Source organism: Rhizobium sp. Pop5, from assembly GCF_024721175.1.
Lineage (GTDB): Bacteria > Pseudomonadota > Alphaproteobacteria > Rhizobiales > Rhizobiaceae > Rhizobium.
The window spans coordinates 38,226-57,677 of sequence record NZ_CP099402.1 but is presented as its reverse complement, the minus strand read 5'-3'; the positions used below and the strand labels follow the sequence as shown (position 1 = coordinate 57,677).

Genomic DNA, 19,452 nt, shown 5'->3' with positions numbered 1-19,452 from the left:
GCTGTCTCCCGCAAGGAGAAGACCATGCATGCACCGGATCAGCGCAATACGCGTAATTTGCTGTTGAGAGCCCTGCCGCGCGATGCCTTCGAGATGCTGGCCGCCGATATCAGGGCAATCGAACTCCCGTTGAGGCATGTTCTGGTCGAGGCCGATCGGCCGAACCGGCATGTCTGCTTCATCGAGGACGGTCTTGCCTCGATGGTGGCGGCCAACGGCGACGGCGAAGCCGTCGAGGTCGGCCATATCGGACATGAGGGCATGGCGGGACTGCATGTCATCCTGAGGACGGACACGACGCCCAACCGGACCTTCCTCCAGGTCGCGGGCTTCGGCCTGCAGGTCCCGGTGGAAAGCTTCACGCGAACTTTGGCAAGCTTTCCGGCTGCCAACGATCTGTTCCTCAGATACATGCATTGCTGCGACATACAGCTCGCCCAGTCCGCGCTCGCCAACGGGCGCTACAACATGCATGAGAGGCTCGCCCGCTGGCTGCTGATGTGCCATGACCGGCTGAACGGCAGCGACCTGCCGCTGACGCATGAATTTCTGGCGCTCATGCTCGGCGTGCGCCGCGCCGGCGTCACCAACGAACTGCATGTCATCGAAGGGCTGAGAGCGATCAGATCGAGCCGTGCCAATGTCAGGATCCTCGACAGGGACCGGCTGGAAGAGATCGCCGCCGGAAGCTACGGCGTCCCGGAGCGGGAATACGAACGTCTGATCGGCCTGCCGATCCGTCGCCCCGAGAAGAGCCGGCGCGATGTTTCGGTTTCGCCCGTCGTACCTTAGCCCGCCGCCGCGCTCTAATCGACGCTTTCGAAGGTCTCGCTGAAGGGCAGGGTCAGAAGGACGTTTCCATCCTCGTCACAGATGTGCATTTCTCTTCCCGAGATGTCCCGTCCGGCAAGTATGGCCTGGCTCATCAGGGCTCGCGCATCCTGCACCGCTTCCCGCCTCGCGTCCTCGAGGGTCGCCAGTTCCGAGCCTTCGGGATCGACGACGGTATCGGCGCCTGAAACGACGTTGAAATAAAATCTCGGCATTGGCTGCCTCATCGTTGCAGAAACAATGCCATAGTTCACGGTTGGTTCCCGCAATAGGCTGCCAAGGTGGCACCAATTTCGTCGTTCGGCCCACCTTCATCGAGAGGGATACCGAACTAATGGACGACTATGGGGTTTCGCCGTTTCATGCCGCAGCTTCATGCCGCACGGGCTGCGCATTCCTCGTGATCGGCAGGTTCTGCAAATCCAGATGCATGTGCCGCATCAGACCCGCTAGCCTGTGCCTGTCGCGAATGCCGCATTCGAACCAGGAGACGAGCTCTCTTGCCACATGCTGGGCCTGCGGGCTCGCGATCCCGCAGGATTTCTCCCGGCACCATTCGTGAAGGACAGCGGTCAACATCTTGAGATCATCGGGCTGCAGCGCCGGCTTGGTGATTCCCGAGTGCTGGATCATCTGCTTCCTCCCTTTTTTATATGAGCTGATCCTAAACTTAGGATCGTCGATTTCAACAGCTGGTGCGGAAGCGTACGGATCAGGCTGCCGCGCCCTGCGATGTCGGCATGTGAAGACCAGGGAGCAAAGCGCGGATCAAGCGAATCTGAGGGATCGCAACACGTTTTAGGGGAACCAGCGCGGCCGGGTGAGGTTCGGCATTCACGACAAAATGAACGTCGCGTCATAAGCTTGAATATGGTAGGCAGGTGCAGGCGCGGACCGCCCGCTGTTTGAACCGCCATTGAACAGCATGATTGCCCTCAACCCCAGGATTACCGTAGGCGTCCGCTCATGAAATCGCTCAGCCCGGTCGCCGGCAAGACGATCCTTATCATCGGCGAGGCCGGCTTCCTTTCGGGCGGTGCCAGAGACGCATTGATCGCGCGCCAGGCGCTGCTCGCAGGTCCTGTGGTCGTCTCCAGCGCAATGGAATGTCTAAGCGAGGGCCTCATCTTCGATGCCGTGATCATCGACGTGACGATTTCCGACGAGGCCATGCTCTGGATGAACGAATGGCTGGAGACGCGCCGGATTCCCTTCATCTTCGCCCGTGGCGAGCGGATGAAAACGCCTCGCGGCGGCTTCGTCGTCAGCGGCCGTCCTTCCGATATCGAGGCGATGATCTCAGCCCTGTTCGGGCCGGATCCCTCCTATTATCATTAAGGGCGGCGGGACGCTCCGAGACGGGGATGCGCCGCCCGCGTCAGCGCGCAAGATGCGTGCCGATCAGCCGCCGATACTCCTCCTCGGCCGCCCCATAGGCGCCATGGGCCTCTTCGATCAATCCCCGCCGGTTGAGGATGACGATCTGCCGCCTTGTCGAGCGGATCAGGCCCTTGCCTTCGAGCAGGTGCAGAGCGACGGTAACCCCGGCGCGGCGCACACCGAGCATCACGGCCAGAAACTCGTGGGTCAGCCAGATGGTGGCGCCGTCGGTGCGGTCGTGGACCATCAGCAGCCATCGCGCAAGCCGCTCCTCGAGCTTGGAACGGCCGTTGGCGAGCACGGTCGACGTCGTCTGCGCAAGCAGGGCCTGGACATAGGCGAGAAGCAGGCTGCGTAAGGCGCGGCTTTCTTCCATCGCTTGGGAAAGGACAGCTGCCGGCAGTTTGAAGCCATGGCCGGTAATCTGCATGAACGTCCGGTTGGCGGATTGGTCGCCGCCGAGGATGACGGCCGCGCCCGTCATGCCTTCGCGCCCGACGATGCCCACCTCGAGATCGCGACCGCCCGGAAATCTCGCCACGATCGAGGCAAGCCCGGACTCCAGCATGTAGACGTCGCCGACCGGGCTGTTCTCCGTTTCAAGGATCAAGGGAACCTCCAGGTCGACAGGCTCCAGATGCGGTCGCAGGAGTTCAAGCTCCTGCGGTCCCATGGCACGCAAAAGTTCATTTCGGAAAATCAATTCTCGGTCATCCATATCAGTCCGCGCATCAATGAGAATGCGACCCCCGTTGCGGGCGAACCTAACCATATAGAATCGTTGAGCAATACATTGTGCAATAACGTACAGACCGCCGGCGGCGGCGACCAGCGAAGGCAACCCGCCCGCAATGCCGCAAATGCGGCCGCGCGGCCGGTTTTGCGCTTGGGAAAGGATGGGTCGGCGGCCGCGCGATGCGGGAACCAATGGCGGCTCTGCGGGTTAGAATGGCGAGCCCGATTGGCGATCCGGCGATCGCGACCTGGAATCGATGATACTGCCTGCGGCCGCCCCGCACTTACCGGAGGGCGAACATTGGCGGAAATGATGCACCCCAAGGAGAATCGTCTGCTGGCCCTCTTGCCGGAGGAGGAATACGCGGCCGTTGCCCCTCACCTCGAACCCTGCGCCATACCGAGCGGTTTCATCATCGTCCATGCGAATGCGCCGATCGAGCAGGTCTATTTCCCGTGCTCGGGAGTAGGCTCGGTCATCAACATCTCGCCCGAGGGCAACCGCGTCGAAGCGGGCTTGTTCGGCCGCGATGGATTTGCGCCGGTCGCCGCGGCGATCGATGCCGGTATCAGCGTATCGGAAGTTACCGTGCAGGTGCCCGGCTTCGCCTATCGGCTGCCGCAGCGCACGCTCGCGGATCTGATGAAGACGCAGCCGGTTTTCGCAGGCCTGCTGCACAAGACCGTCCATGTCCTTGCAACCCAGGCCGGTTTCACCGCGCTCTCCAATGCGGTTCACGAGATCAACGAGCGGCTGGCGCGCTGGATCCTGATGTGTCACGACAGGATCGACGGCGACAAGCTTGCGCTGACGCACGAGTTCATCGCCCTGATGCTGGCGGTCAGGCGTCCGAGTGTCACGACGGCGCTGCACATACTCGAGGGCAATCATTTCATCCGCTCCGTCCGCGGCCTGGTGATCGTGCGCGACCGCGCCGGCCTGGAGGAATTCGCCTCCGACGCCTACGGCAAGGCCGAGGCGGAGTATGAGCGGTTGATCGGACCTTTGCGCAGATCCAAGCGGCCATCCCTCACACCCCAGCCCCACGTCAGCAAAACCGGTTGAGCGTCCGCCTGCCTGTTATATCCCGGCATACCATTCATAGCCGCGATCTTCCCAGAAGCCGCCATTGCCACCATAAAGCTGGCCGAGATCGGCGACCGCCTCGATGCGGGTGAGATATTTCGCCTGCTTGTAACCGAGCTGGCGTTCGACCCTGAGCCTCAGCGGCGCTCCGTGGGCCACTTCCAGGTCGCGGCCGTTCATCGCATAGGCAAGGATCGTCTGTGGATGGAAGGCATCGACGAGATCGACGCTCTCATAATACCAGCCGCTGTTGTCGAGCGTCTTTTCGTATTCGTCGGCGCAGTGGAACACGATATAGCGCGCCTGGGGTTTCAGCCCCACCGATTGCAAGAGCGCGCCGAGCGGCAGGCCCGTCCATTTGCCGATCGCGCTCCAGCCTTCGACGCAGTCGTGTCGGGTAATCTGCGTGCGCGACGGCATCGCCTTCAACTCCGCGAGCGAGAATTGCGCCGGCTTTTCCACAAGCCCGCCGACCTCAAGCTTCCAGGTCGAGAACTGCCGGCTCATCCAGTCGAGATATTGCGGGTTGTCGGGCATGCTGGTGCCGTTCGAGCGAAAGACCGGCGAGAGATCCGCTTCGCCGAATTCGCGGGCGAGCGCATTGTCGCCGAGCAGCAGGCGCTGCGTCTTCATGCTGAAGCCCTCGGCGATCTTCAGGACGGATTTCGTCCGGTCGCTTTCGACAAGCGCGTCGCAGCCGGAAAGCCCCAGTGCCGAGGCGGTGAGCGTCGAGCCGATCAGGAAGCGGCGGCGGGTGATCAGGCGGCTCATCATTCGTCTCCCTGTTCGATGGCGTAGTAGCCGGTGATCATCGAACGCAGATTGTTGAAGACACCCGACAGGATGACCATGGCGACATGCACCACGACGAAGGCGACGAGTGAGAAGGCGGTGAGGAAATGAATCGTGCGGGCCGATTGCCGGCCGCCGAAGACATCGAGCAGCCAGGGCGCCACGGCATCAAAGCCCGGCGACATGGTCAATCCCGTTGCCACCATCAGCGGCAGCAGCAGGAAGATCACCACGAGATAGGTCAGCTTCTGCAGCGTGTTGTAGTGCCGTGCCTCGGCGCCCTTGGGAAACCGGAGCCTGGCGTGGTTGACGACTTCGTGCGCAAGATGGGCGGGCGTCAGTTCATCGACACCAGGCGCGAGATCACGGCGAAAATGCCGGCTGACCAGTCCGCAGACGAGATAGACGAAGCCGTTGAGGACGAAGAGCCAGGCAAAGAAGAAATGCCAGCGCCGGCCGGTCGACAGGTCCTGATAGCTTGGAAGGGTGAGCCAGCTTGGAAAACCCCTCGCCGTCGCCTCCCCGTCGACGTTGGAGAGACCGAGAACACCCGTCGTATCGAAGGCGAGCGAACCGATATGCGTGCGCCCCTTTGCCTCGCCGCCGTCGTCAACGGCATCCATCGAGATGAAGGACGGATCGTTATCGGTGCCGTATTGGCCCCAATAGAGCGCCGGATGGGCGTTGAATATCTGCAGGCCGCTCATGAGCAGCACGGTCAGGCAAAGCACGTTCACCCAATGCGGCAGGCGCACGGCGAGGCTGTGGCGGTAAATGAGCGTGCGGGCGGTCTCTTTGCCGGCCTCGGTCGTCGCCATGATCGTTCTCCGGATCGATGCAGTTTCAGGAACAAAAGACGCGGCCGCTGCGGAAAAGTTTCAGCGGCCGCGCGGATGCGGGCGCTTATTTCATCGCGTCGCAGGTCTTCATCATATCGGTCTTCTTCATCGCGTCCTTTTCCATGCCGGCCTTGTGCATGCAGTCCTTCTTGGTGCCGGACATCTTCATGGCGTCTTTCGACATCGCGCTTTTCTGCATGCTGTCCTTCTTCATCGCATCGGTCTTCATGGCGTCCTCGGCCGAGGCGACGCCGGCGAGCGAAAGACCGACGATGAAGGTGCAGGCTGCAAGGCTGGAAAGAAGCTTGGTCATGGAATTCTCCTCGGATAAATTGCCGTGTCCGCCGGCTGCCTGCCGATGGCTCACATCCACCCATTCGAGGCGGCGTCGAGGTGCGTTACAGCCTCACATCTATGTGATAGAGCTGTGATGCCAGAATTGTTTTCGCACTGCCTGTAACCGACCGGCTGTTTTTTCGAATGAACTCTCAGACAACATGACATCAGCCCATTCGGAAGAAGCCCTGAAAGCCTTGATGCTTCTTTCCCTTGACGGAGACGAGGCGGCCTATCGGCGTTTGCTGACGGCTTCGCGCGCGCTGCTTGTCGGTTATTACAGCCGCAGGATGGCTGCGGCGGCGAAGGCGGATATGGAAGACCTGGTCCAGGAGACATTGCTGGCACTGCATTCCCGCCGGTCCACCTATGACAGGGAAAGGCCTTTCACGGCCTGGTTCTTCTCGATCGCCCGCTACAAGCTGATCGACCATCATCGCGGCCGCGGCGGGCGCAGGCTCAGCGAAACCGAGCTTGGCGATGAGATCGAAAGCGACTTCAGCGAGGAGGCGCTGACGGCCCGCATGGATGTCGAGCGTTTGCTCGACGGCTTGCCACTGAGACAGCGGGAGCTGATCCGGCAGGTGAGACTGGAGGGACAGTCGGTCGCCGACGCCGCAAGCCGCACCGGCCAGTCCGAATCGGCGGTAAAAGTCGGCATCCACCGGGCGCTCAAGGCGCTCGGCGAGAGATTGCGAGGCGCATCGTGACAAAGACGGACGATATCATCGAAAGCCTGGTCGGCGACCTGAAGCCGGTGCCGCGCCACGCGCTGCGCCGCCGCCTGGCGCTCGGCATAGCGCCGGCCCTCGGCCTCTCGCTGCTGCTGATGCTGGTCATTTTAGGCCTCAGGGTCGATATGCACGAGGCACTGGTGCTGCCGGTGTTCTGGATCAAATCGGCCTATAACGCGCTGATCGCCGCGGCGGCCCTTCTCGCCGCCCATCGGCTTTCCCGCCCGGATGGTTCCAAGGGACGCTTCTTCGGCCTGCTCGCCATAATCTTCGCGGCCATGGCCGCGGTCGCAGCCATCCAGCTGACGATGGCGCCGGCAGCAGATTACCGGGTCCTGATCCTCGGCTCCTCCGCGCTCCATTGCCCGCTGCTCATCTTCGCCTTCGCCTTGCCCGTCTATGCGGGCGCGGTCTGGGCGCTGCGCCGCGCGGCACCGGTGGATCTCAACCTGACGGGGTTCGTCGCCGGTATTGCCGCGGGAGCGGCCGGCGCCTGGGTCTATTCCTGGTTCTGTACGGAAAACGGCATGCCCTTCGTGCTGATCTGGTATTCGATCGGCATCCTGCTGACCGGCGCGTTCGGCGCCCTCACCGGCCCTCGCCTGCTGCGCTGGTAGACGCTCGCATCTTTGATTTCACGCAATTCCGGACGCAAAACCGCTACACACTTTTGCTGGAATTGCTCTGGGATCAATCGCTCAGATGATTTCCGAGCAGGGAGAGCAGGCACTCGCGGGCGCGGCTGACGCGGCTCTTCAGGGTGCCGACGCGGCATCCGCACATCCTGGCGGCATCCTCGTAACTTGTTCCGGCGGCGACCAGCGTGAGCGCCCGGCGCCTGTCCTCGGAAAGCAGCGCCATTGCCTGCTGCAACTCGCGCTCTTTCAGCACCCATTCCTGCGTCGGCGCGATCGCGATCTGCTCCAGCCCCGCATCGACGCCTGTGGGTTCGCGCTTCCTGCGGCGATAATTGGTGCAGAAGGTGTTTCGGAGGATCGTGAAAAGCCAGGATTTGAGGGAGGTGCCGGGATGATAGAGATGAAGCGAGTTCAACGCTTTCAGCAAGGTCTCCTGCACGAGGTCATCGACGTCGTCGTCACTGCGCACGAACCGTCGGGCAAAGGCGCGCAGAGCCGGCGTCAGAGCGACGATCTCGGATTCGATTGCGGAAGCTTCTTTGCTGTGCGACGCAGGGCGTACGGAAGACAAGGACGGCATGTTTTTCTCCTTGGATGAGAAGAAAAGTCGCGACCCCCCTATTCGTTGCCGTACGATATCGGACAAATACCGATGCGATGCCCTCTCCTCCTGAGATCAAAGACCGAGCTGCCAGATGTCCGCAGAAAGCACATTGCCGGCGGGCGCGACGAGACGCGCGGCACTTACCCCCTTGAAGCCGGGCAGCCGCTTGGTCCCCGTCCATCGGCCATCATCGGCGAAGACTTCGATCGAGCCTGCATCGAGGAATATCCGGATGGCGGATGGGCGTGCGCCGGCCGCGATGTAGCGGGGCGATGGCTTGGCGCTCGCGGAAAAGGGGATGCTCAGCCCGTGCTCGTTCAACTCAACCTCGAGGGTCGCCTCGGGATGGTCGAAGACGAGGCGGAACCCGCTGCCCGCCTCCTTGAGGCCAAGCATGATTTCGACCGAGCCGTTGGCGAGATCGACGGTTCGTCCATCGAGAAGTCCTCCGGCATCCAGCCGGCGTTGCCGCAGGCTTTCTGTCGCGGCGATCGGTGGCGTGATCAGCGCCCCGCCCTGCAGCGCCAGCCGGCGCGGCAGGGTCATCGCCGTCGGCATGTCGACGTCCTTCGATATGTCAGTCCAGTTCGCGAGCCATGCGATGCCGACAGGGCCGCTGCCGTCGACAAAGGCTTGAAATGCGTAGGCGTCGGTGCCGAAATCCAGCTCCTGCTCGAACTCAACTGAGAATTTGCGGCCATCGAAACGGCCGACACTCGCAAGGGTCATGTTGCGCCGGCCCGTTGCCGGATCGCGGCTTGTGAGAAGGCCGAAGATCAACGCCCAGCGGGTCGACGGGTCGCTCGCGGGACCATCAAGAGGGATCATGCAGGGGCACTCCGCCGCCGTCATCCCGAAGCGGTTCTCGCGGTGAAGCATGCCGAGGAAGGTCCATCCCGTCGCCGCGGTCGGATCATCCGTTTCATAGAGCAGGATGACGCCGCCCTCGCGGTCCCGCGTGCCGAGCAGCATCTTCCATTTATCGTCCGGACCCAGGAAGACATAGGGATCGCGGAAGTCAGTCGTCAGACCGAGCCCGGCGGGACGGGCGGGCAGGATCAGGCTTGCCGGCTCGACGTTGACGAGATCGCGGCTGGTGGCGGTGAACTGAACCTGCTCCTCCGGCTCCCGGCCCTTCATTTGCTCGGTGAAAAAGATGCGGATTCCCGAGCCATCGAGCGCGATTGCGGAGCCGGAAAATGCGCCGCCGCGTCCATCAGCCCGCGTGGAGAATTCGTCCGAAGGGGGAAGAAAGACCGGAAGATGCGTCCAGTGAAGAAAATCGTCCGAGACCGCATGACCCCAATGCATGTTGTTCCATCGAAGGCTATGGGGATAGTGCTGATAGAAGAGATGCAGCCTGCCGCCGAACCGTCCAAAGCCGTTGGGATCGTTCATCCAGCCGAAAGGCGGGCGGAAGTGATAGCCGCCGGAGATTTCGGGCGCGGCGTTGGAGGGCCCGACATGCAGCAGCCGGATGCCTTCTTCGCGAACGCCAGACTGAAGGAAGGCATAGAGAACCGAGACCTCTGTGGTCACGGGATCGTAGGAAAAAGCGATTTCTCCGCCGCTTTCCAGCGTCAGCAGCCGAAATTCGAATTCATGGGGATTTGACGTTTCCACTGTAACGGCCGGATCACCATCGACATGTGCGGTCAGCCTTCCCAAGGCGCTGCCATGCCGGGCCTTGATCCAGGCGTGGATCGTCGCTCCTGCGGGCAGGACGGCGCTGATCGTCTCCGGCCCGGCTTCGTCGGACGGAGTCATCGCTTGGCTTGTCATCACTTCAACCTTTCACGGCGGAGCCGATAAAGGAGCTCACGAACCAGCGCTGAAATGCGAGGTAGAGCCCCAGGATCGGGATCATCATCAGAACGGAGGCGGCCATCGCGCGATCCCAGTAGATGCTGTCCTGTCCGAAGAAGGTCGCGATGGCGACCGCGATCGGGCGGGCATAGTCGGTCTGGGTGACGAGGATCGGCCAGAGATACTGGTTCCAGGTTTCGATACCCATGAGGATCGAGACAGTCGCCAGTGCGGGCAGGCTGAGCGGCAGGAAAATCGAGCGATAGGCCCGGAAGAAGGATGCGCCGTCGATTTCGGCGGCTTCCAGCAGCTCCTTCGGCAGTTGCGAGAAGAACTGGTAGAACAGGAAGATATAGAGAGGGCTCGCGACCCAGGGCACGATCTGCACCGCGAAGGTATCGGCCATGCCAGCGCGCGAAACCATGATCACGAGGGGCATGATGATGCTTTCCTGCGGGATCACATAGAGCGCAATCACGATCGACAGGATCACGGCGCGGCCCCTGAGCGATCCCCAGGCGAGAACGAAGCCGGCCATCGAATTGACGATCAGGCCGGAACAGACCGTCGTGATCAGGATGATCAGCGAGTTGATGAGATAGCGCCCGAAGGCGAGTTCGCCCGAGAGATGGCCGACCTCCGCATAGTTGGAGAGCGTAGGGATCGAAACCCAGAAGGCGCGGAAGCTGCCCATATCGGCCAGGATCTGGAACCGGTCATCCTTGAGGCTCGCCACGACCAGGAGCAGCAATGGAGAGACGATCACCAAGGCGATGATGAAGATGCAAGTCACCTGGATGAGGCGTAGCACCCGTGTGGCCGAGAAAGACTGCGCCGCACGGGCGCGCGGGATCGAGAGAGCGATATCAGACATCGAAGCGCCTCAGGAGCTGGCGCTGGATCAGCGCGATGATGAGAACGATGACGAACAGGATGACCGAAACGGCCGAGGCATAGCCCATCTTCTGCTCTTCGAAGCCGGCGCGCACCATGTAATGCACCACCGTCTCGGTGCTGCTTTTCGGCCCGCCCTGCGTGAGGATCGCGACCTGGGTATAGAGCTTGAATGCCTGGATGGTCGTGATCACGAGGACGAAGACATGAGTCGGCCGCAGGCCCGGCATCGTGACATGCCAGAAACGCCGGAAGGCGTTCGCACCGTCGATCTTGGCGGCATCGTAGAGTTCGTCGGGAATGCCCTGAAGGCCTGCGAGGTAGACGATCATCTGGAAGCCATAGGCCTGCCAGGCCGACAACAGGACGAGCGAGAACATCGCCCATTTGGGATCGCCGAGCCAATCGATCGGCTGGATCGCGCCGCCGGAAATGAAGCCGAGAATCTGGTTGAACGGTCCCGTCGGATATTGGAACAGGGTGCCCCAGATGACGCAAACCACGACCATCGAGGTGATCGCCGGCAGGAAGAACATGCCGCGCAGCAGATTGCGGAAGGGCAGCTTCTGATGCAGCAGCAGCGCCGTCGCGAAAGCGAGGCCGCATTGCGCCGGAATGATCCAGAAGGTGAAACGCGAGACGTTCCAAAGGGCGGTCCAGAAGAGATCGTCCTGGAAGATGCGGATGAAATTGTTGAACCAGACGAAGCGGACGGGCGTCGGCCGTGGCACCAGCGGCTGGTTGGTCATCGCCGTCCAGAAGGACAGGAGGAACGGCAGGATCAGAAAGACGGTCAACAGGATGACGGCCGGCGCGAGCATCGCCGCCTCCTGCATCAGGCGTCCCGTGTCATGCCGGCGCGCCGCAGCCTTTCGCACTGTTGTCGACGGCGACGTCGATTGTTGCATGACCATGTCGCTCCTCCTCTCCAGACTTCAAGTGCCGGTCCCGCCTTGCGATTGGCGGACACTTGCAAGGCGGGACCGGTCCTCGTTACTGCTGATCACCGAACGGCGGATATCCGTCGTTATCAGCGATGTCCTCGTCGATCTTCTTGGCGGCTGATGTGAGCGCCTCCTTGGGATCGCCGCCATTGAACACCTCGTCGACCGCTTGCATGAAGGCCGAGGTGATCGTGGGATAGGCCGGATGCGGCGGGCGCGCGACAGCCGTCTTCGACGCCTGTTCGAAGGCGATGGCCATCGGGCCGCCATTGGCATAGAGCGGAGATTCGGCGGCGAAGCTCTTCAATCCGGGATAGCCGGACTGGCTGGCGACATAGGCCCGATACTCCTTGTCCTTCAGCAGGAAGCTGATGAACTTGGCGGCGATATCGGGATGTTTCGACGTCTTGGTAATCGCCCAGATCCAGGTGCCATCGGGGCTCGCCCCCTTCGCGCCGAATTTGGGCAGCGGCAGCACGACGATATTGTCTTTCATGGCCGCGACAGCCTCGGCATAGACCCAGTGTCCGCCAAGCGCCAGTGCGGCCGGATTGCCCTCGGCGAAGAACTGGTTGGTTCCCGCCGACTGCGGCACGACCCAGCCGTTCTTGACCCATTTCTGCATCATGGCCAGCGCATCGACGCAGGCGTCGCTATCGAGCGTGCTCTCGGATTTCCAGGCCTTTCGGTCGATCAGATCGCAGCCGGCCGACTGCAGGATGGGACCATAGGCATAGGTGATCCATTCGGTCTTGATGCCGTAGCCGCGGAAGGTGTCGATCGGCCACTTCACCCCGTCGAGCTTGGAAAGCTTTTCGAGATAGGTTTCGAACTCCTCGCGAGTCCAGACATCGTCGACGGATTTCGGGATGCGGGCGCCGATCGCTTCGAGGTATTTCTTGTTGCCGTAAAGAACGACTGATGAGTCGGTCAGTCCGATCGCATAGAGATCCTTGTCGATCGGATATGTGCCCTGGGCGATGTTGGACGCCGTCATGTCGTCGAGGAGGTCCTTGTCGATCAGCGGCTTGATCGGCTGCAGGTAGCCCGACCAGACGTAATTGGCGAGGAAGGGCGCATCGAGCTCCATGACGTCGGGCAATTGCTTGGCGACGACAGCTGCGCTGAACTTCTCGTTATAGGCATCGTGCGGCGCATAGATGAACTGGATGTCAACGTCGGGATTGGCGGCCTCGAACCGTTCGGCCACCTTGCCATAGGCGGCGACAAAGCCGGGATCACCCTGATGCATGACCTGGATGACGGCCTTATCCGCAGCATGCGCCCATGTGGCGGCGAGCGCCGAGGACAGGACCAGAGACAGAAGTAAACGTTTACCCATTAGAATTCCTCCTCAATTGAATGGGCCTGATTCAAATTATACGGATGCCCGCTCCACCAGTTGGAACGGCAGTTTCTGCACTCCGACCGGAGCCCGGTCTTCGGCAAGCAGGATTTGCGCGGCCTGGCGCCCCATGGCGCGATGGGGGAGCGCCATGGTGGTGAGCGGCGGATCGAGACGCGAGGCGATCTCGACCTGGTTGTCGAAGCTCGCGACGGCGACGTCATCGGGAATGGTCGCGCCCGAGCGGCGCAACGCGGCATAGACCTCCATCGCCACGCGGTCATTGCCGCACAGGATGGCATCGGGAGGCCGGGGACCTTTCATCAGATCATGCACATGGGCAGGCACGAGGCTGGGTGCCCGGTCGCTGTAGACCGCCTTGCCGACGGCCGGCAAGACCACGGCGCCGGCTCCGTCGATGCCGGCATGATCGAGCGCCTGGCGGAACCCGAGTTCGCGCAGTTCGCCGGCGAGAATGCCCGGGAGGTTGATGAAGGCGATATTGCGACGGCCGGCCTCGATCAGATACTGCGTGATCTCGATCGCCGCTCCCGTTTCATCCGGCACCAGGGACGTCACCCGATCGTTGGCATCCCGGCAGTTGATCATGACGCCGACCGTATCGGCAAACTCGGCCGGCAGGTCGACGCTCTTGTGATACATAGCGGCATAGGCAATCGCGCGCGGTCGAAAGCGCCGCATCTCGTCGAGGATCGATCCGACGCTGCGATGGCCGCTAAGCGTCATGGCGAAGACGGCCATGTCGGACGCGCGCACGGCGCCGTCGAGGCCCCTGATGATCTCCGTCGCGAAAGGCGACGTGATAAGATCATCGGCAACGAGACCGACAAGCGGCATCCAGCCCTGCCGCATGCTGCGCGCGGCGAAGTTGGTGACGTAACCGAGCTCCTCGGCGATCTCCTTGATCCGCTGGCGCGTTTCCTCCGACATGCGCGCCGAGCCGCCGTGCAGGGCGCCTGACACGGTCTTGACCGAAACGCCTGCGCGGGAGGCTATGTCGTTGAGTGAAGCGGTCATGGGTTCGCCATGGGTTATCGATTACCCAATCAATACCGACGGTGCTTGAATGAGTCAAGCCGGGCTTTTCCGCTCAATCGATCTCCTCGGGGATGAAACCGCCGGTCTGGCGTTTCCACAGGCGGGCGAACAGGCCGTCCTGCTCGACCAGTTCCTCCGGCCGGCCCTCTTCGACGATGCGGCCGTGATCGAGCACGACGATCCGATCCATCCTGGCGATCGTCGAGAGGCGATGGGCGATGGCGATCACCGTCTTTCCCTCCATGACGAGGTTCAGCCTTTCCTGGATGGCCGCTTCGGATTCGCTGTCGAGGGCCGAGGTCGCCTCGTCGAGCACCAGGATCGGCGCATTCTTCAGGAGCACGCGGGCGATCGCGACGCGCTGGCGCTGGCCGCCCGACAGCTTGATGCCGCGATCGCCGACGAAGGCGTCATAACCCTTGCGGCCTTCGCTGTCGGTAAGATCGGCGATGAAGGCATCGGCGCTTGCCATCCTCGTCACCCGCTCGATCTCTTGCCGCGTCGCCTCCGGCCGGCCGTAACGGATATTGTCGCCGACCGAACGGTGCAGCAGCGCGACATCCTGGGCGATGACGCCGATGGCACGGCGGAGGCTTGCCTGGGTGACCGCGCTTATATTCTGCCCGTCGATCAGGATCGCGCCGTCCTTGATGTCGTAGAAGCGCAGCAGCAGGTTTGCGAGCGTCGTCTTGCCGGCGCCGGAGAGGCCGACCAGGCCGACCTTCTCGCCGGGCCGGACCGTCAGCGAAAGGTCTGAGATGACGGGTTTGCCGGATTTGTAGGCGAAGCGGACATTTTCGAAACGGATTTCACCTTGGCTGACCTTGATATCCCCGGCATCCGGCCGGTCGGTGATGGTCGGCGGCGTCGTCATGACCGGCATGGCATCCTTGATCGTGCCGATCGCCTGGAAGATCTGCTGGCCCATCTGCAGGAAGACGAAGATCTGCGAGGACAGCCGGTGGAGGATATAGACCGCGCCGACGAACTCGCCGACCGTCAGGAAACCCTTGACGAGGCCGGAAAATCCGATCGCCAGCATGCTTAGCCATAGAAGCGTGTTGAAAATGACGACGGTCACTTCCGACGAGCGGTAGATGCGCTGTTCGCTGTGTTGCGTCTGCACGGCCTTGCCGATGATGCGGCGGATGGCGCCCGCCTCACTGTCTTCGGCGGCAAACTGCTTGATCATCTGCATGTTGGTGTACAGATCGGTGATGGCGCCGGCGACCAGGCTGCGCTGCTTGGCGGTGCGGCGCGACCGCTCGACGAAGATCGGCACGATCCGGGCGGTGAAGGCGATGTTGAGCACGATCCAGACGACAACAGGCAGAGCAAGCTGCCAGGCAAGCGCGCTCAGCAGGATCACCGAGCCCACCAGCTGCATCAGGAAGCGAGGGATGGACTGGAAAGCGGCGAGGATCTGCTGCTGGACGGCGGAGGAGACCTGCTGCAGCCGCGAGGAAACCTGGCCGGCATAGAGATCATGGAAGAAGGCGAGATCCTGCCGCTCGACGGCCTTATGGCCCTGCCACTGGATGGCCGCCGGCATGGCGATGCCCAATGTGTGCGAGTTCAGCGTGTTGAGCATGAAGGACACGATCGGCATGACAGGAAAGATCAGCAGCCCGAGAACGGTCAGCAGCCGCCAGTCATTGCGCAGGAAGGCGGACGCACCCTGCTGCGTCACGCCATCGACGATGACCGAAAGCCCCCAGACGATCGTCAGGTTGATCACCTCGAACAGCATGGAGCAAAGCGCAAGCGCAATCAGCACGCCGCGAAACATCGAAATGAAGTGCAGCAGCACCGCCACCGGCCCCTTCGACGGCAGCGGCCGATAGGGAATATCGAGCGGCCGGATCAGGGTTTCGAAAGGACGGTAGATCGCATCTGAAATCGACATGGGCCGCTCGGGTTTAAATATTGGAGAGGGCGAAGGACTCAGGGCTATGCAGGCAGGGATAGGACCACCTCGCCGGTGCAATCTCAACTAGAATTTTTGTGAATGTCTGAGAGTGGAGGTCGTGGAAGGTTCCCTTCTCCCCGCTGGGGAGAAGGCGAGCAGGCCGCCGCGTGGTCATAAAAAACCCCGCCGAAGCGGGGTTCTTTAGGCACTCAAACCAGTCAGTTGTTGTGCGCCGCGCAGGCTTCATCCATCGGCGTGGCGTTGCTCGTGCCGCCCTGCGTCTGGAGTTTGGCGGAGTTGTTGACCGGGTTCGGGCACTTGGTCTTGTGCATCTTCATCGTGCTTTTGGTGGAGCTCGTCTTGGTCGAATCCGTTGCCATCGGCTTCTTGGTCTTCATCTTGCTGGTGGCGCCACCGCCCTGATCGGCCTGGTTCTTGTCCATCGTGGCGCCTGTTGGAGCCGGATTGGACTGGGCGAAGGCTGAAGTGGCCATGCCGAGCGCGAGGAGCGAAGCTGCTATGAGTTTCATACGCATGCGGGTGTCCTCCTTGGGGATCTTTGCGTGATTCGCGCCATCAAAACCTCGCCGGCCGGTCATTGTTCCGGTGATGCAGCCGACAAAGCGCTTAAACCGTCCGGATCGCGGATGCTCGTATGAATGGCGAGCTTTGAATGCAACATTCGTTCAATACCTGATGCTGACATCTGGCGTCGGAGCGGCTCAGATCCTTCGGTCGAAGAGCGCCAGCGAATGGGCGTCCTTCAGGCGAAACACCTGGGCGGGCCGGTTGCTCGCCCGGCGCATTTCGCCCTCGACCGGCTCCAGGAAATCGGCTTCCGCCATGCGCTTTCTAAAAGCCGATTTGTCGAGCTTGCGGCCGAGAAGGTTCTCATAGACCGATTGCAGCTCGCTCAATGTGAAACGGACAGGCAGCAGATGACCGGGCAGGCTCGAATATTCGACCTTGCTGCGGATGCGGCCGAGCGCCTCCTTGAGGAGGGCCGCATGGTCGAAGGCAAGGGACAAGCCGACGCCCTCGCCTTCGACCGGCCGCCACTCGGCGTCGCCGGCCATTGCATCCTGCCGCTGCGCGACATCGTCGGCCGAGAGCAGCGCGATATAAACGATGCTGATGCTCCAGCCCCTTGGATCCCGGCCGGCGCTTCCCGTGGTCTGCAGCTGTTCGAGATAGGGCGTTTCCACGCCGGTCTTTTCCTTCAGCACGCGCCGCGCCGCAGCCTCCAGATCGGCATCCTTGTCGATATGAATCCAGCCGCCGGGCAAGGCCCACTCGCCGGCAAAGGGTGCGTTCGCCCGCCGCATGAGCAGCACGGAGAGGCCCGCCGGCGACAGCGAGAAGATCGCGAGATCGACGGTGGCGATCGGTTTGAAGGCGTCATTGTCATGTGTCGTCATGATGGGAACATAGCACGGAGCGGCCTTAGTGTAAATATTCAACTAAGTTAGTTGACATTTGTCACTAAGTCATGTTTTCTTCTTTTCGACACGGGCGAGGCGCCCGCGCAAACAAGGAAACGGATATGTTCGGACTGCGCTTCATCAAGACGGAACCCACGCAATACGTCATCCAATACCAAAACGGCAACGCCGTCCGCGAGGGTGCCGGCCTGGCCTTCTGGCATTTTTCGCCTTCGAGCTCGCTCGTGCTGGTGCCGACGGCGAGCGTCAACGATCCTTTCATCTTTCCCCTGGTGACATCGGACTTCCAGGAAGTGACGGTGCAGGGACAGATCACCTACCGCATTGCCGAGCCGCGGCGGACGGCCGCCCTCTTGAACTTCACGCTCGACCGTAGGGGTGCTTACGTCTCGGAAGATCCGCAGAAGCTTTCGACCCGGGTGATCGACCGCGTCCAGGTGGCGATGCGGGCCGAGGTGCAGACGCTGTCGCTGAAGGAGGTTCTTGCCTCGGGCGAGGCGCTTGTCGCGGGCGTCGCCGAAGCGCTGAAGAAACACCCGACGATCGAAGCGCTCGGCCTCGAGATCCTCGGCCTGTCGCTGCTCGCCGTCACGCCGAAGGTCGAGACATCAAAGGCTCTCGAAGCCCACGCACGCGAAGCCCTGCTCCGCCAGGCCGACGAGGCCATCTATAGCAGGCGCAACGCCGCGATCGAGCAGGAGCGGACGATCAAGGAAAACGAGATCGCCACCGAGATCACGCTGGAGAACAAGAGGCGGCAGGTGCGCGAAGCCCAGATGGAGGCCGAACGCGCCGTGCAGGAACGGCAGCTGCAGATCCGCCGCGAAGAAATGGCCGGCAAGATCGCGCTCGAGGAGCAGAACCGCGAACTGGTGACGCTGGCTGCGACCAACGCCCGGGCCGAGGCCGACGCCCAGGCCTATGCGATGACGGCGATGATGAAATCCTTCGAGGAGGCCGATCCGAAAGTGCTGCAGGCGCTCGCCTCGGTCGGCATGCAGCCGGGCCAGCTGATGGCGCTCGCCTTCCGCGACCTTGCCGACAATGCGACGAAGATCGGCCAGCTGAACGTCTCGCCCGATCTTCTCAGGGAGATATTGCAGCCGCAGGAGGGCAAGGACCGTGCCGGCCTCTGACGAACGCAAGATCATCCTGGTCGTCAGGCCGACCCGGCTCGACGAACTCATCGCCCGGTTCAACACGGTGCAGCAGGCGCAGTTTTACGTCGAACATCTCGGCGCCGATTTCAGCGATTATCTCGCCGAGAAGAAGCGATACGAAGCGGCTATCTCAGAGGTGGAAGCGAGCCTGCGCGCGGTCGCCCGCGTGCAGCGACTGGAGCGTCGCTACCTCGCAAGCTTCGTCTTCGGCCCCGACGATGTCGTGGTCGTGCTCGGCCAGGACGGCCTCGTCGCCAACACGCTCAAATACCTCGACGGACAGCCGGTCCTCGGCGTCAACCCCGATCCCCAGCGCTGGGACGGCCTGCTGCTACCCTTCAACCCGAAGAGCCTTCCCCGGGTGATCGGCGAGGCGCTGAAAAACAAGCGGCCGATCAAGCGCGTCAGCATGGCCAAGGCGACGCTGAACACCGGCGCCGTCATCCACGCGGTCAACGATCTCTTCATCGGCCCGCAAAGCCACGTCTCGGCCCGTTACATCCTCCACGCCGAGGAACGTGAGGAACGGCAGTCCTCGAGCGGCATCATCGTCTCGACAGGCATGGGCTCGACCGGCTGGCTGAAGAGCCTCTATTCCGGCTGGCTCGGCGCCGCGAGCGCGCTCGGCCTCGAACCCGCCGACCGGAAGATCGACATGTCCTTCGCCTGGGACGCGGATTTCCTGCGCTATTTCGTGCGCGAACCCTTTCCGAGCCGCACGACCGGCACCAGCATCGTCGCCGGCCTCGTCTCCGGGACCCAGCCGCTCACCATCGTCTCCGAAATGCCAGAACACGGCGTGATCTTCAGCGATGGGATCGAGGCGGATTTTCTGGAGTTCAACGCCGGAACCCGCGCAGTGGTGACGATCGCCGAGCGGCAGGGGATGCTGGTGGTATGAAGGACGGAGCGTGGCG

At 62.2% G+C, this 19,452-nt stretch carries 22 protein-coding genes; 7 read left to right on the top strand and 15 right to left on the bottom strand.

The features are described from left to right. Positions 1-24 precede the first annotated feature (24 nt). A complete protein-coding gene (locus tag NE852_RS28410) occupies positions 25-792 on the top strand; it encodes a Crp/Fnr family transcriptional regulator (RefSeq protein WP_008532691.1) in 768 nt (255 codons plus the stop codon). A 14-nt stretch (positions 793-806) separates the two neighbouring features. Here NE852_RS28410 and NE852_RS28405 read toward each other — a convergent pair whose 3' ends face one another. Beyond that, a complete protein-coding gene (locus NE852_RS28405) occupies positions 807-1,046 on the bottom strand; it encodes a DUF6894 family protein (RefSeq protein ID WP_008532692.1) in 240 nt (79 codons plus the stop codon). 145 nt (positions 1,047-1,191) lie between these two features. Beyond that, positions 1,192-1,464, bottom strand: coding sequence for a hypothetical protein (locus tag NE852_RS28400; protein WP_008532693.1), 273 nt, complete (start codon positions 1,462-1,464; stop codon positions 1,192-1,194). A 333-nt stretch (positions 1,465-1,797) separates the two neighbouring features. On the opposite strand from NE852_RS28400, the gene NE852_RS28395 reads away from it, so the two are divergent. Beyond that, positions 1,798-2,169 (top strand): hypothetical protein, encoded by a 372-nt coding sequence (locus NE852_RS28395; RefSeq protein WP_008532696.1) that lies wholly within the window; start codon positions 1,798-1,800, stop codon positions 2,167-2,169. A gap of 40 nt (positions 2,170-2,209) precedes the next feature. Here the strand turns inward: NE852_RS28395 and NE852_RS28390 are convergent, their stop codons facing one another. Beyond that, entirely contained in the window at positions 2,210-2,929 is a 720-nt protein-coding gene (locus NE852_RS28390) for a Crp/Fnr family transcriptional regulator (RefSeq protein WP_258157112.1), read from the bottom strand. Between the two features lie 327 nt (positions 2,930-3,256). Between NE852_RS28390 and NE852_RS28385 the strand changes: the two genes are divergently transcribed. Then, the gene (locus tag NE852_RS28385) at positions 3,257-4,012 is read left to right on the top strand and encodes a Crp/Fnr family transcriptional regulator (protein ID WP_052034577.1); all 756 of its coding nucleotides are present in this window, start codon (positions 3,257-3,259) and stop codon (positions 4,010-4,012) included. A gap of 15 nt (positions 4,013-4,027) precedes the next feature. Here NE852_RS28385 and NE852_RS28380 read toward each other — a convergent pair whose 3' ends face one another. The 3 genes from NE852_RS28380 to NE852_RS28370 all read right to left on the bottom strand — a co-directional run bounded on the left by NE852_RS28380 (position 4,028) and on the right by NE852_RS28370 (position 5,977). Further along, on the bottom strand, positions 4,028-4,804 hold the full coding sequence (locus NE852_RS28380) for a molybdopterin-binding protein (RefSeq protein ID WP_008532701.1): 777 nt from the start codon (positions 4,802-4,804) through the stop codon (positions 4,028-4,030). Then, on the bottom strand, positions 4,804-5,643 hold the full coding sequence (locus NE852_RS28375) for a cytochrome b/b6 domain-containing protein (RefSeq protein ID WP_008532702.1): 840 nt from the start codon (positions 5,641-5,643) through the stop codon (positions 4,804-4,806). The genes NE852_RS28380 and NE852_RS28375 overlap by 1 nt, the downstream gene beginning before the upstream one ends. A gap of 85 nt (positions 5,644-5,728) precedes the next feature. Continuing rightward, entirely contained in the window at positions 5,729-5,977 is a 249-nt protein-coding gene (locus NE852_RS28370; protein ID WP_008532703.1) for a pentapeptide MXKDX repeat protein, read from the bottom strand. A gap of 184 nt (positions 5,978-6,161) precedes the next feature. Between NE852_RS28370 and NE852_RS28365 the strand changes: the two genes are divergently transcribed. Further along, a complete protein-coding gene (locus NE852_RS28365) occupies positions 6,162-6,710 on the top strand; it encodes a sigma-70 family RNA polymerase sigma factor (protein ID WP_008532704.1) in 549 nt (182 codons plus the stop codon). Continuing rightward, on the top strand, positions 6,707-7,351 hold the full coding sequence (locus NE852_RS28360) for an NrsF family protein (protein WP_008532705.1): 645 nt from the start codon (positions 6,707-6,709) through the stop codon (positions 7,349-7,351). Before NE852_RS28365 ends, NE852_RS28360 begins: the two co-directional genes overlap by 4 nt. A 73-nt stretch (positions 7,352-7,424) precedes the next feature. Here the strand turns inward: NE852_RS28360 and NE852_RS28355 are convergent, their stop codons facing one another. From NE852_RS28355 to NE852_RS28315, 9 genes are all read right to left on the bottom strand, one after another. After that, positions 7,425-7,952, bottom strand: coding sequence for a sigma-70 family RNA polymerase sigma factor (locus NE852_RS28355; protein WP_008532706.1), 528 nt, complete (start codon positions 7,950-7,952; stop codon positions 7,425-7,427). A gap of 96 nt (positions 7,953-8,048) precedes the next feature. After that, entirely contained in the window at positions 8,049-9,758 is a 1,710-nt protein-coding gene (locus tag NE852_RS28350) for a GH32 C-terminal domain-containing protein (RefSeq protein ID WP_008532707.1), read from the bottom strand. Between the two features lie 4 nt (positions 9,759-9,762). Next, positions 9,763-10,656, bottom strand: a complete 894-nt coding sequence (locus tag NE852_RS28345) for a carbohydrate ABC transporter permease (RefSeq protein ID WP_008532709.1) — start codon at positions 10,654-10,656, stop codon at positions 9,763-9,765. Then, positions 10,649-11,590 carry a carbohydrate ABC transporter permease gene (locus NE852_RS28340; protein WP_008532711.1) on the bottom strand — a complete coding sequence of 314 codons (942 nt, stop codon included), beginning with the start codon at positions 11,588-11,590 and terminating at the stop codon, positions 10,649-10,651. Before NE852_RS28340 ends, NE852_RS28345 begins: the two co-directional genes overlap by 8 nt. A gap of 79 nt (positions 11,591-11,669) precedes the next feature. Beyond that, positions 11,670-12,962 (bottom strand): sugar ABC transporter substrate-binding protein, encoded by a 1,293-nt coding sequence (locus NE852_RS28335; RefSeq protein WP_258157111.1) that lies wholly within the window; start codon positions 12,960-12,962, stop codon positions 11,670-11,672. Between the two features lie 36 nt (positions 12,963-12,998). After that, the gene (locus NE852_RS28330; protein WP_008532714.1) at positions 12,999-14,003 is read right to left on the bottom strand and encodes a LacI family DNA-binding transcriptional regulator; all 1,005 of its coding nucleotides are present in this window, start codon (positions 14,001-14,003) and stop codon (positions 12,999-13,001) included. A gap of 73 nt (positions 14,004-14,076) precedes the next feature. After that, positions 14,077-15,930 carry an ABC transporter ATP-binding protein gene (locus tag NE852_RS28325; protein ID WP_258157110.1) on the bottom strand — a complete coding sequence of 618 codons (1,854 nt, stop codon included), beginning with the start codon at positions 15,928-15,930 and terminating at the stop codon, positions 14,077-14,079. A 221-nt stretch (positions 15,931-16,151) separates the two neighbouring features. Beyond that, positions 16,152-16,469, bottom strand: coding sequence for a hypothetical protein (locus NE852_RS28320; protein ID WP_008532719.1), 318 nt, complete (start codon positions 16,467-16,469; stop codon positions 16,152-16,154). A 186-nt stretch (positions 16,470-16,655) separates the two neighbouring features. Beyond that, entirely contained in the window at positions 16,656-17,351 is a 696-nt protein-coding gene (locus NE852_RS28315; RefSeq protein ID WP_008532720.1) for an NUDIX domain-containing protein, read from the bottom strand. Between the two features lie 125 nt (positions 17,352-17,476). On the opposite strand from NE852_RS28315, the gene NE852_RS28310 reads away from it, so the two are divergent. Both NE852_RS28310 and NE852_RS28305 read left to right on the top strand, forming a co-directional pair. Next, positions 17,477-18,511, top strand: a complete 1,035-nt coding sequence (locus NE852_RS28310; protein WP_008532722.1) for an SPFH domain-containing protein — start codon at positions 17,477-17,479, stop codon at positions 18,509-18,511. After that, positions 18,498-19,436, top strand: coding sequence for a sugar kinase (locus tag NE852_RS28305; protein ID WP_008532724.1), 939 nt, complete (start codon positions 18,498-18,500; stop codon positions 19,434-19,436). Before NE852_RS28310 ends, NE852_RS28305 begins: the two co-directional genes overlap by 14 nt. Positions 19,437-19,452: the final 16 nt, after the last annotated feature.